Here is a 12965-nt window from a genome sequence, read left to right as displayed (position 1 = left end):
TATCAAATTTAATTTATTATAATTTCACTATGAAACAAGCAGAAATTAAAAATGTTTTTGAGGAATTGCTCAAAATTAGCAAGGAAGAAAAATTCATTTTCTCCCTATTCTCTAGCATTTTAAGTCAAATTAAAGAGAAAAAAGAGTTAACTAAGCCAATTCAAATTGTGATTGATGTTTATGCATTTTTGAAATTAAAAAACAAGTTCCCTGAGTTAATTAACATCTCTAATAAAATGAATAAAAACGAGAAATTTCTGCCTATTTTTTCTTTAAATAACACCGATATTATCCTTAATTTACTGATTCAATCAACTGATAATAATGCTAAAAAGATTAATTTAGCTAAGAAAATTGTTGAAAAAGAAAATAACAAACAAAACCAATATTGTCATGAATTGATTGAAGTTTTGTTTTCACAAAACCCAAATACAAGGTTTTTAATTTCTAGAGATAAGGAAGCTAAACTAGTTATTTCTAGAGTTAAAAATCTTAACCCGAACTACTATGATATAGTTGAATTTGATGATTTAAAACTTCCTTATTTTCATATAGAAAATGTTGATTTAGATTAAAAATACCACCTGAAAAGGTGGTATTAAATTATTATTTTTATAAAAGGTATAAAAAAAGCAGCGGCTCCCTATTTTCACTGTAAAGCTATCTTCGGCACTAAAGGGCTTAACTACTGAGTTCGGAATGGATTCAGGTGATCCCCTTTGCTATAACCACTGCATATATTATAGCACTATTAAAATAAAGTCAAGTAAATTTTTTATTTTTTTAATACTTATTATTTAAATGAAAAAGTTATTTATCGAGTTTTCTTATTTATGAATTTCTCTTTAAATTTCTTAGAATGTATGAGTTTGTGAATAATTAATGTTTGCATAATTGTTCATATTGAACCGAATAATCAATAAACTTGAACACCAGCAGTAAAGATTAAGGTAATTGCTGTGAACACAAGCATCATAATCTTTTGTGTTCTTTCAGATTTCTTAAGTGCTTCAGTTTCTGCGATTGTTGTTTTACGTTTCATTTTCTTTCTATTAAGAAGTCTTGGTAAGAAGCTTGAAAGTAATTGGAACCCAACAACAAGTACTAAAATTCATAAGTAAACTCATTCTCCCTCAAACAATCTCTTATATGATGTTGAGGCGAAGTTAATACCAAGCCATGTTGTTTGTTTGATTTCAGGAATACTTTGAATAACTCTTCACATAGCAAGGAAAATCGGCATAGTAAGTAACATATTTCCGAATTGGTCTAATGGATTTATGTTGTATTTTGTATATAAAGCTTGAATCTCTTGATTTTTCTTAAGTTTCATAGCTTTATTATCTTCTAAACCTTTATATTTAGCTTCAATAGCAGCTTTTTTGTATTTAAGTTCTTCCATTACTGATTGCATTACAGTTGTTCTAAATGTAAATGCAAGCGTAATAAGACGTGAAATAATGATTGCAACTATAATTGAGATAACAGAAGCTCATCCAAGCATATCAGGCATTGATTGACGCATTGATTGCACCAACACTGAAAGTGGATATACTAATAAACCGTAAAATGGCCCATATTTTCAAGCTTCACCTCAAGTTGTAATAGATTGTAATGGTAAATCACCTCTTAAAGGAAGTGTGTTAATGTTTTCAGAATAAAGAATATTTGTATTGTAGTCATATTTATCAGTTCTATTTAATTTGTATTGATTTTGAACTTTTTCTCTTCTTTCTTTATATTCTTCAGAAGATGTGTTAGGAACTTCTCCATTAAAGAATCCTAATTCATTCATGTATGACTGCATTGTATTTTGATATTCAATAAGCAATTGGTATTGTTCTTGAGTTAAGGTAAATAATGTGTTATTGTGTTCTGAGATATTTTCTTCTTTAACATTTGCCGGAATGTTATCAACTAATTCTTTAATAAATAAAGAAGGTTCTTTACCTAATTTTGCAGCAAATTTAGATCCTTCACCAAATGAATATGTATATAACATTTGGAGAATATCTCTAGCAAACTTATTAGAAACAGATTCGTTTTCTGATGTGTAGTCATAAATTTTTTGAATACCTGAAATGTATGTAATTTGGTATTCTTTTGCATCAGTAAGAACAGGGATTATTTTATCCACTTCTTGTTTTCCATTGACTTCCTTGTATTTTTTTTCTGTTTTAAAAGTCATGTAACTTTGAAGTTTACCTTTATCGTAGTTATTTTTTTCATCTTGTGGGAAAGTGAATGGGAAAATAAAGATATCTTTAGGTTCTTTTACAAAGTTGTAAGTTTTATCAGATGCTGTTGCAAATAAATAATTTTTAGCGTCATCTGAACCTGTGTAAATTAATTTGAATTTTTCATCAAATTTATATCCTGCGTTTTTAAGAATTTCAGAATCAAATGGAATTCTTAAAATAGACATGTATCCACCAGGGGTACCATATTCACCCTGATGTGATTTTGTTTGTTCTCTAAGTTTGTCTAATATCTCTTTATCAGTAACAAAAATGTTTGATTCAGTATCAAGTGCTAATCTGTCGTATTCAAATACTTCAGATGTTTTGTTTTCTCCGTTTGGATCTTGAAGTGTTACTAAATCTCTTTTTTGATTTGTGCTCTTTAAAGTATTAACTCTAGGTGCTATGTCACCTTTATCTCTATAAAACTCAAGTCCGTTACCTACGTTGTAAGAGTTTTTAATAACAAAGGATTGAACACACCCTGTTACAGTAAGTCCAAAAATTAACACATAGAAAACTATTTTTAATCATTTGAGGATTTTTTTAGTTAACTCTTTACGGTTAGTCTTTGGATCATTACCGTTAGTAAAGTATGAAAAATTTTTTGCGTTTTTCTTCATTATTTAAATTTCTCAAAGAGTTTTGCTATATGTTGTTTTTTGATAGCAAAATCTTCCTTCATAAATTCTTTACGAACAATTAAAACAAAATGATATTTGAGGTGATATAAATTCAACTCATGCATAATTGCTCTTAATTGTCTTTTAAAAAAATTACGACCTACAGCTTTTGCGAATTTTTTTGGAACTGTAATTCCTGCAGCGAAGTTTTTACGTTTCTTGAAATAGATGATTAAATATCTATTTGAAACAAAGTTACCTTGTCTTGCATTAATTACATCTTCAAATTCTCAATTCTTCTTTAGTCGATATTGTTTTTTCATTGTTTAGAATTATTTATCAGAAACTGTTAATCTTTTTCTACCTTTAGCTCTTCTTCTTGCTAATACTTTTCTACCATTTGCTGTTTTCATTCTAGCTCTAAAACCATGAACCTTAGCATGTTTACGCTTGTTTGGTTGATAAGTTCTTTTACTCATAATTTCCTCCTTATGTGAATAATTTTATATATTTTATATAAGCGTGTTTAAATTATAGCAAATGACTAATTTTTTAACATCTATTTTTTTAGTATCATTTTTTGAATTATTTTGCTTAATTTAAGGGTTAAAAAATCTATTTTCAACATAATAATTCATTAACTCTTTATTAATGTATAATTTAAACAATTCAAATTACGAGGTCGAAATGCTAGATATAAAATATGTTTTAAATAATGAAGAAAAAGTAAGAAAAAACCTACAAAACAGAGGTTTTAAAATTGAAATTTTTGATCAATTTGTTTCATTAGCTAAACAAAGAGGTAGCGTGATGAAACAATCACAAGATAAAAAAAGTGAATTAAACAATCTTTCAAAACAATTTGGTTTATTTAAAAACGATAAAGGTAAATTAGTTGAATTAAAAGCACAAATTGAAGTGGTTAAAAACGAAGATTTAACTTTATCTAACCAAGAGCAGGAGTTAAATAGCAGAATTAATGAATTAATTTTACAAATCCCTAACGAAACTTTAGAAGAAGTTCCTGTTGGAGAAGGTGAAAATCAAAATGTAATCATTAAAGAGCATGATAAATTAGGTAGAGGTCTTGTTAAAGATGTGTTACCTCACTATGAAGTTGCTAAAAATTTAGGTATCTTAGATATTGAAAGAGCTGTTAAATTATCAGGTTCAAGATATGTAATTTACAAAAACAATGGTTCAAAATTAGTTCGTGCATTAATTTCATTTATGTTAGATTTACACACTTCAAAAGGTTATCAAGAATTCACAACACCTGTAATTGTTAAAGATAAAATGTTATATGGAACAGGTCAATTACCTAAATTCAAGGAAGATTTATATAAATTAGAAGGATTAGATGAATATTTAATCCCTACTGCTGAAGTTACATTAACAAACATTTACAATGATGAAATTGTTGATTTATCAACCCCTTTTAGAGCTACAGCATATACAGAATGTTTTAGATCTGAAGCAGGGAGCTCAGGTAAAGATACAAAAGGTATCTTAAGACAACATGAATTTAAGAAAATTGAACTTGTAAAAGTTACATCTGCAAAAGATGCTATGGTTGAGTATGAAAAAATGGTTGAAGATGCTAAAGATGTGCTTGAAAAATTACAAATTCCATATAGAGAATTACTTTTATGTACTGGTGACTTAGGGTTTTCTTCAAGAAAAACAATTGACTTAGAATTATGATTACCTTCAGAACAAAGATATAGAGAAACATCTAGTGTAAGTTATATGGGTGATTTCCAAGCTCGTAGAGCTATGATTAGATATAAAAATGATGAAGGTAAAACTGAATATGCTCACACAATGAATGGTTCAGGTTTAGCTGTTGATAGAGTAATTGCAGCTATCTTAGAAAACTACCAAAACCCTGATGGAAGCGTTTCTGTCCCTGAAGTTCTTGTACCATATATGGGTGGATTAAAATTATTATAGTAACGCTTATGCGTTATTTTTTACACATTTTATGAAAAAAATAACTATTTACTTAACTTATAGTTAAGTATGTAATAAAATGAATTTATATTTATTATTTTATTTACTCAATTTACTAAGGAGATTTATGAAAAAATTAAAATACTTATTGTTTGGAGCAGGTTCAATTATTTTAACTGCTGCACCTGTTGTTACTAACTCATGTCATTCAGAAAAAACACCTGAAGCGCCTAAAGTAAAAACATACACAGAAGAAGAAGTTGCTGAAAAAATTAAAGCAGCTCAAACTTTAATCGCAAATGGTGCAGGAATCGGTAGTTCAAATGCATGAAACTCATTCTCTGGAGAAAAACATGCTATGGGGATGCAAGTTTACAAAAATGCTAAAGCTGCTTTTGACAAAATGATTACACAACCAAATGTTGATTTAACTAAAGTTAATATTTCTGGTGATGAAATTGTTGTTTCAGCACCAGAAGAAGGTAAATTCATTCCGGTGGTATTCATGGATTTAGATGAAACTGTTTTAAATAACTTTAAATACCAAAACTATTTATTCCTTAACAATAAATCATACGATGGACGTGCATGAGATGATTTTGTTAGTCAAGCTATTTCTACAGAAGTTCCTGGGGCAATTGATTTTATTAAGCATGTTTACTCAAAAGGTGGAGTAGTATTCTTTAACTCTAACCGTTCTCAAAAATGACATAAAGAACCAAGTAAAACAAACTTAATTAATTTAGGGCTTGAGGCTAAATATATGCCTGATTTCATTTGATGAATGCAAGGTGTGGATTTAGCTAATAAACAAAAACCTTATTCATCAACAACCTCTACAAAATCAGAAAAAGAAGAAAGAATGCATCTTGTAAATAATAATAAAATTACAATTGGTGAAACACCAGTTCAATTCAAAGTTGTTATGAGAGTTGGGGATGATATTTCTGATTTCAATGACAACTTCACTAAAAAATCAGGTGTAACTTCTGAACAAGTTGTAGGTGAACTTAAATCTGATTCAAATAGATATGGTGACTTATTCGGAAATATGGATATTTCTGTAATGGGAACATACTATAACAAAGAAACAGGTGCTTGAGAAGATGAAACTCACTCTGAATCATATGTTTTAATTCCTGGAAATTCATCATATGGAAGTTGATTATCACATTTAATTGGTCAAAAAGGATACAACTACGCTAAGATTACCGAAAAATTAAAAGGATTTATTTACGTTCCATCAAAAAGTTAGTTAATTTAATATAAAAAATAAACCAATAAAATGGTTTATTTTTCTTTTTCAATTACATAAATTTGGTCGTTTATTCAAACAACATCACCTGGGTGTATTTTTGAAGATCTACCTTCAGGTTTTTTATTATTAATTTTAATATCATTTGTCTCGATAAAGAATTTAGCTTGACCACCTGTATCAGTCTCATTGATTTTCTTTAAAAATTGACTTAACTTGATTGAATCACCTGTTATTTTAATTGTCATAATTAATTGTTATAAAACTTTCTTAATGGTGTAATTAACTGAATATGTGAATTATCATTTTCTGTTAATAAAAGTACTCTATCTTCTTTTTCAGAAATGAAAATATTAATATTACCTGGTTCTAACTGTGAAACCGCATCCTTGATATAAATGTAGTTAAAGTCCATATCAATAGGTTTTCCTTCTAAAATTTGAAATTTATTCGAAACAGCCTTTCCTGTTCCGATTTCAGGAACTTCAAATAAAACTTTAATTTCATTTTCATTGAATGAGAATTCCATTTTTCTGTCTTTTTCTGTGATTTGGAATAAAGCTGTATTAATAACTTTTAATAATTCATCTTTTTCAATAAAAAATCTTCTTGTATATTTTGTTTGGAATAATGACGAAATATCGATATATTGAATTTTACTTACAGAAATATAAATTACTGTGTTTTCGTAAGAAATACCTATTTTATGCTCATCAAAGAATAATTGAACTTTTTCTGGTGCATCTTTTGTGATAAGTTTTTTAAGACTTTTTGCGTCAACTGTTAAATCGATGTCAACTTTTTTATCAACTTTTAAAATTTCAGTTGAAAGTCTATATGAATCAGTTGCTACAAATCTTACATTTTCTGAATTTTTAGATGTTATATTAATACATTTAAAAACTATTGAGTTTAATTTATCATTACTTATTGTTGTCGAAATAGAAACATTGTTAATAATTTTATCTAATCTCTGAGCGTCAATTTCAAGAGTATTTTTTTGATCTTCAAAATTTGTGTCAATATATTGTGTAATGTCATTTGTTGTTAAAGTAAATGAAGTTGAACCTTCATAGATATCAATTAAATTACCTCTTTGTTTAAAAGTGATTTCTTTATTAAATTTCTTAATAATGTTTTTTAATAAAGAAGCTAAAATACAAAGTTTTCCTGCTTTTTCAACTTTAATTTTATCTTCATCAACTTTGATAACTTTTCTAGCTGCTATAGATGCGTTAGCTGCTGTTAAAACTAAGTTTTGACTATCTAATTCGATCTTAATTGTTCTTGATAAATAATGCATATCATTATTATCAATATAATTAGAAATAAATTCAATCAATTGATCTATTAAATGTTTTGAAATTGTAAATTTCATATCTTCTCCTTAATATAAATATTAACAGTTGTTAATATGTTTATAACTTTCAAAAAGTTAAATTTTAGTGTGTTTTTCTATTATTTTTTAAGTTTTTAGTTAAAAATAAATGTTTATAAATTATTAATAATTCTTGCGCATCTTATCTTCTACTTCATTTATAACTTTTTTAACTTTAATGTCATCTTTAGTATTTATTTTCTTTAAAGCACTTAATATAGTTGAATGATCTCTTTTAAATAATTTACCTAATTCATTGGATGAATAATCTAAATGCTTTTTAATCATATAAATCGCAATTTGTCTTGCTAAAAAGATATTAGATTTTCTCGATGTGCTTAAAATATCTTTAACTGGTATTTTGTAATACTCTGAAACAGCTTTTAAAATTATGTCATCAGTAATTTCTGCTTTATCTTTAATAAAATCACCAAAAATATTTCTAATTGTTTTTATAACTAAAGTTTTTGGTAATGATTTAATTTCTTTTTCATAGAAACTTAATCTTTTTACAGCACCTGTAAGTGTTCTGATTGAATTTGAATGATTTCTTATGATGAAATCTTTTGATTCATCGTCTAATGTGTTTGTGTCGAAGTTGTTTTCTGTAAGTAAGAAATCCAAAATCTTATGTAAATCTTCTTGTTCAGGTTGTTTGATTTTTGTAATAAACCCAGATTGAATTCTCGAAACAAGTCTTTCATCAAATATTTTAGAAATTCCGTTTATATCTGTATCTGAACAAAAAATGGTTAATTTACCTTTTTCCATTCTACTATCTAGAACTTGAAAAATATAATCCTTTGTAGCTTTTTTATTCCCTGAACCATACAATTGGAAATCGTCAAACATTAAAACGTCGTAATTATCAATCAATTTCTTCTGAAATTTATTAAGAACATCAACTGAATTTTCTTTTAATAAAGGTTGAATTCATCGAATAAACTCAGTTGCATTAACAAGAAATGATGATTTACCTTCTTTGTTTAAAGCATTAGAAATAGCTTTTAAAAGGTGAGTTTTACCTAAACCAGAGTTACCTGTGATAAATAAAACTTCTAGTTTGTATTCATCATCAATAATTGATTTGCAAATATTTAAAGCTTCATCATTAAATGAACCATGAATATAGTTGTGAAATGTATATTCAATACCATCTGTTTTCTTTTTATTTGTTGTAGGTATCTGAATATTTAAGTTTTTACTTTGTTTTTCAGTTTCTTTAAGTGCATCTAAAGTCTCTTTATCAATTATTCTGTAAGCAACATTCGCTCCAAAAATTTCTTTGACCGACTTGTCAAAAACATTTTTGTAATAATTTTTAAATGAACTTAAATTAGGATGGACTTTAGGGAAATAAATAACAACTTCATTGTTTTTGAAACTAAGAATTGTTAAATTTTTAAAAAACGTTTTAAAAGCGAGATTATCTTGAATTTCATTCTTTATATACTCGATATAAAGTTCATTGTAAGAGTTTAATTTCGCTTCTTCTTTGTTTTTTTCTTCATCGAAATTATTAATATTCATAGCTAAATTTTATTACTATATAAAAAACATATTTAAAAATAAGTTATAAACAACTTTAACAACATAGTTATGCAAAAGTTATCCACAACTAAAGTGTCTAAAATGTAAGTAAAAAAGTACTTATTAACATATTTATATTTTATTGTTTTAAGTATGTGGATAACTTATCAAAAATAATCCAATTTGACACCTAAAATAAAGGGTGATATATAAAAATTAAATCTTTATAATTTAAATAAATAGATAGAAAGTAAGGAGAGAAAATGAAGGGTAAATTTATTAAGCAAATTAAAGGTGGTAAAGAATTAGGTTGAGCACTTATGTTGTTTTTACCTGAAGGTAAAAGTCAAACATTCTTAGTTTTTGTTACAAATGTTTTTCCAAATTTATATAAAAAATATGAAGTTGAGTTCGGAGACAATCCTAAAGCTAGTTACAAAAACTCAAAAATTATTAAGAATTTAGAGTTGATAATCGAAGATGTGCAAACAGATTGAGTTGATTATCTTTCAAAAAATGTACCTAACATCGGAAAATTAACTGCTAAAAAAATAATTGATGAATTTGGACAAGATTTATTTACTAAACTAGCAGATATTGAAAATTATAAAGATGAATTATTAAGTGTAATTACTGATAAACAACTAGAATCATTAGTTAAATATTATGAAGAAAATAGTGCAAGATTAAAATCACTACTAAACTTAACTGAAGAAGATAAGAAAAATATAAATTTATTTAATAACCCAAGAGTTAGTGATTTAGTTGAAAAATTAGCAACTATTCACGGTTCTAGAGAATTTAACTTCATTGAATATTACAAAAACAATTCTCCTTATTACTTGTTTATAGATAAAGTAATTGATGATATTTTTAAAGTTGATACTTTTGCATTCTTATTGAATTGAACTAAAGAAAATTACCAAAGATACATAGCTTACTTATATAAAGTTGTTTGAGATTTAGAAACTCAAAACAGTACAATTTTTGATTTAGATACATTGCAAGTGAAATTCAAAAAAGCTATTGAAGATGCGAATATAAAATGAAATTCATTAATAAATGAAGAAGAAAGTGATTTTGCATTCATAAAAGACGAAATTGATGTAGATATCATTTTTGAAAGATTTATTAGAGATGAACATTTAATTCAAGTTTTACCTGGTTTCTTTACTTTGAAAGCCACATTTGATAAAGAAGCATATATTTACAACAGATTAATGAAATTAGCTAATTCAGAATTAATTTGCAAATTAAAACCTGAAGCTATGATTGATTTGAAATTCTTATCAAAGCAACAAAAAGCTGCTTATGATAATTTCATAAACAAAAATATTTCAATAATAAGCGGTGGGCCAGGAACAGGAAAAACATTTGTTATTAAGCATATTTATGAAACATTAAAGAAAAACAAGGTTAAAGCAAATGAATTCGCTATCTTAGCGCCAACAGGTAGGGCTGCAACTAATGTTTCTATAAAGATTAAACATCAAATTAGAACAATTCACAGCTACCTACAAATAGCTAATACTGATGAAAAAATTTCTGTAACTAATTTAGAAGAAATTGTTGATTTAAGAATTTTAATTATTGATGAGTTTTCAATGATTGATGTTAACTTATTAGATAAATTGTTAAAAGCAAGTCCTAAATTAGAAAAGATCGTTTTAATTGGGGATGCTTTCCAGTTACCAGCAATTGGACCAGGTAACCTATTAGATGATTTAATTTTTTCACAAAATATACCTACAACATACTTAACTAAGTTTTATAGAAGCGATTCAGAAACAATTTGAAAACATTTTTCAAATATTAACAGAGGTGAAGTTGATGATTCAATGTTTAAACCTTCTGAAGTTGATTTAGTTAAAGTAGATAACAAAAACTTTCATAATGATTTATTAACGCTATATACAAAAGAAGTTGAAAAATTCGGAATTAATAACGTTATTATCCTTATTCCAACTTACAGACACCAATATGGAATTAATGAAGTTAATAAGAAAATTCAAAATGCAATAAATAAAAATGATGTTTTTGCAACAAATTGAAAAAACTATAGTCAAATTGAATATAGAATAAACGATAAAGTTATGCAGTTAGAAAATAGAAATAACGAAAATATTTCTAATGGTGATATTGGTTATATAACTGATGTTGTTTATGAGGATGCAACCTCTAAATCAGGTAACAAAAAAGTTAAGAAAATTAAAGTTACTTTCTATAGAGGGGATGAATGAAAAAAAGAAATTGAGTATTCATTAAGAGAATTTCAAGAACAAATTCAACTTGCATATAGCACTACAATTCACAAATTCCAAGGTAGTGAAATTGACTCTGTTATTATGGTGGTTCATAATGAACACGCATTTATGCAAAGCAAAAAAATGCTTTATACAGGTGCATCAAGAGCAATTAAACACTTGCAAATATTTATTGACCAAAGTGTTGATTACAAAAGTTTAATTGAAAGAATACACGCAACAAGTGCTAATCAAGTGCATACAAACTTAAGATTCTTTATCCAAACAGAAAGAAGGGTGTAATGAAATTAATAGTTGGTTTAGGAAATCCAGGAGATAAATACAAATACACTAGACACAATGTTGGTTTTATGGTTATTGATAAAATCTGTAAGCAAATGGGTGTCGAGTTAAACAAATCTAAATTTAATGGTGAATATGTTAAGTTAGATGATTTAATAATTGCAAAACCAATGACTTATATGAATAAATCAGGTGAATTCGTTCAAGCAATAGCTCAATTTTTCAAAATTAATCCTGATGATATTTTGGTTATTCATGATGAAAAAGACTTTCCACTAGGAAAAAGTGCAATTAAAATTGGTGGTTCAGGAGGAAGTCATAACGGTGTTTTAAACATTGTTCAAATGCTTAATACTAAAGAATTTAAAAGATTAAAAATCGGAATTAATACAGAACACAGAGAAACATTAAGAGATTTTGTTTTAGGTAATTTTACACCTGAACAAATGTTGGTTTTAGAGCCTGTGTTAAATAAAGCAGCAGAAGCTTCAATTTCATTTGTCTACAATGATATCCTAACTGTTATGAATAAATACAATGTCAAATCAAAAAACTAAATATTTACTAGCTGTTAGTGGTGGACCAGACAGTATGTTTATGTTGAATGAATATAAAAACAAAAACATAATTGTTGCTCATGTTAATTACAATCAACGTACTGATAGTGGTTTGGATCAAAAAGTAGTTGAAGATTTTTGTAAGAGTCATAATATCAAGCTCTATGTTTTAGAGTTATCTAAAAATGATTATGTTAAAGGTAACTTTCAATCTTGAGCTAGAGAGCAGAGATACAAATTTTTCAAAGAAGTTTATGTAAAAGAAAATTGTGACAAATTGTTAATTTCTCATAATAAAGATGATTTTTTCGAGACTGCATATATGCAAAAGCAGTCTAAAAGAAATGTTTTATTCTATGGAATAAAACAATCAAATCTTATTGATGGAATTAATATTTATAGACCTTATCTATTTAAGTATTTTAAAAATACAATAACAAAGAAAAATCAAAAAAATCACACACCTTTTTGTTTTGATTACACGAACAATTTACCTAAGTATTCAAGAAATAAAATAAGGTTAGATTTCGCTAAAAAAACACTCTATAAAAATACATTTATAGCTTGTAAACTGGTAAAAAACTTCTTTTTAAGTTTCAAAAGAAAAAAAATTCAAAAAGAATTTCAAATTTGAAAAGAATCAAGATTTAAGCAAGGTGTTTTTGAAAAACTCAAGCACAAAAAACATTTAGTTTATCAATACATTCACACATATTTTTCTGATGAAAACATTGAATTAAGCTCATCGAAAATCAAATCAATTATTGATTTTATTCTGTCTAAAAACAGAACTTCAAAATACCTTTTAAAGAACGGTTTATATTTTGTCAAATTAAAGGGTGAATTGCTAAATTAATAGGGTATAATATAAAAAAATATTAAA

12 protein-coding genes and 1 rRNA gene are annotated in these 12965 nt (G+C 26.5%); 6 read left to right on the top strand and 7 right to left on the bottom strand.

What is annotated here, in order from left to right:
- Nucleotides 1–29 precede the first annotated feature (29 nt).
- Nucleotides 30–575, top strand: coding sequence for a hypothetical protein (locus tag VBM90_RS02435; protein WP_323176761.1), 546 nt, complete (start codon nt 30–32; stop codon nt 573–575).
- Between the two features lie 55 nt (nt 576–630).
- Here VBM90_RS02435 and rrf read toward each other — a convergent pair.
- The 4 genes from rrf to rpmH form a co-directional block, all read right to left on the bottom strand.
- A 5S ribosomal RNA gene (rrf, locus tag VBM90_RS02430) occupies nt 631–736 on the bottom strand.
- 78 nt (nt 737–814) lie between these two features.
- The gene (gene yidC / locus VBM90_RS02425; protein ID WP_323176760.1) at nt 815–2863 is read right to left on the bottom strand and encodes a membrane protein insertase YidC; all 2049 of its coding nucleotides are present in this window, start codon (nt 2861–2863) and stop codon (nt 815–817) included.
- Nucleotides 2863–3186 (bottom strand): ribonuclease P protein component, encoded by a 324-nt coding sequence (rnpA, locus tag VBM90_RS02420; RefSeq protein ID WP_257089137.1) that lies wholly within the window; start codon nt 3184–3186, stop codon nt 2863–2865. Before rnpA ends, yidC begins: the two co-directional genes overlap by 1 nt.
- 9 nt (nt 3187–3195) lie before the next feature.
- Complete coding sequence (rpmH, locus tag VBM90_RS02415; RefSeq protein ID WP_257089135.1) at nt 3196–3342, bottom strand: 50S ribosomal protein L34; 147 nt, start codon at nt 3340–3342, stop codon at nt 3196–3198.
- Nucleotides 3343–3550: 208 nt separating this feature from the next.
- Between rpmH and serS the strand changes: the two genes are divergently transcribed.
- A complete protein-coding gene (gene serS / locus VBM90_RS02410; protein WP_323176759.1) occupies nt 3551–4816 on the top strand; it encodes a serine--tRNA ligase in 1266 nt (421 codons plus the stop codon).
- Nucleotides 4817–4943: 127 nt separating this feature from the next.
- Nucleotides 4944–6071 (top strand): HAD family acid phosphatase, encoded by a 1128-nt coding sequence (locus VBM90_RS02405; protein ID WP_323176758.1) that lies wholly within the window; start codon nt 4944–4946, stop codon nt 6069–6071.
- A gap of 35 nt (nt 6072–6106) precedes the next feature.
- On the opposite strand, the gene VBM90_RS02400 is transcribed toward VBM90_RS02405, so the two are convergent.
- The 3 genes from VBM90_RS02400 to VBM90_RS02390 form a co-directional block, all read right to left on the bottom strand.
- Nucleotides 6107–6319 (bottom strand): RNA-binding S4 domain-containing protein, encoded by a 213-nt coding sequence (locus VBM90_RS02400; RefSeq protein WP_323176757.1) that lies wholly within the window; start codon nt 6317–6319, stop codon nt 6107–6109.
- A gap of 2 nt (nt 6320–6321) precedes the next feature.
- Entirely contained in the window at nt 6322–7449 is a 1128-nt protein-coding gene (locus VBM90_RS02395) for a DNA polymerase III subunit beta (RefSeq protein ID WP_323176756.1), read from the bottom strand.
- 123 nt (nt 7450–7572) lie between these two features.
- Nucleotides 7573–8979, bottom strand: coding sequence for a DnaA ATPase domain-containing protein (locus tag VBM90_RS02390; protein WP_323176755.1), 1407 nt, complete (start codon nt 8977–8979; stop codon nt 7573–7575).
- A gap of 263 nt (nt 8980–9242) precedes the next feature.
- On the opposite strand from VBM90_RS02390, the gene VBM90_RS02385 reads away from it, so the two are divergent.
- From VBM90_RS02385 to tilS, 3 genes are read left to right on the top strand one after another with little or no spacing between them, the layout of a single operon-like run.
- Complete coding sequence (locus tag VBM90_RS02385) at nt 9243–11525, top strand: AAA family ATPase (RefSeq protein WP_323176754.1); 2283 nt, start codon at nt 9243–9245, stop codon at nt 11523–11525.
- Nucleotides 11525–12082, top strand: coding sequence for an aminoacyl-tRNA hydrolase (pth, locus tag VBM90_RS02380; RefSeq protein ID WP_323176753.1), 558 nt, complete (start codon nt 11525–11527; stop codon nt 12080–12082). The genes VBM90_RS02385 and pth overlap by 1 nt, the downstream gene beginning before the upstream one ends.
- Nucleotides 12063–12938 carry a tRNA lysidine(34) synthetase TilS gene (gene tilS / locus VBM90_RS02375; protein ID WP_323176752.1) on the top strand — a complete coding sequence of 292 codons (876 nt, stop codon included), beginning with the start codon at nt 12063–12065 and terminating at the stop codon, nt 12936–12938. The genes pth and tilS overlap by 20 nt, the downstream gene beginning before the upstream one ends.
- Nucleotides 12939–12965: the final 27 nt, after the last annotated feature.

The sequence above is a fragment of the Mycoplasma sp. 2704 genome (assembly GCF_034863285.1).
Taxonomy (GTDB): domain Bacteria; phylum Bacillota_I; class Bacilli_A; order Mycoplasmatales; family Metamycoplasmataceae; genus Mycoplasmopsis.
Note: the sequence above shows the minus strand (reverse complement) of the source record. Positions and strands in the feature narration are given on the sequence as shown.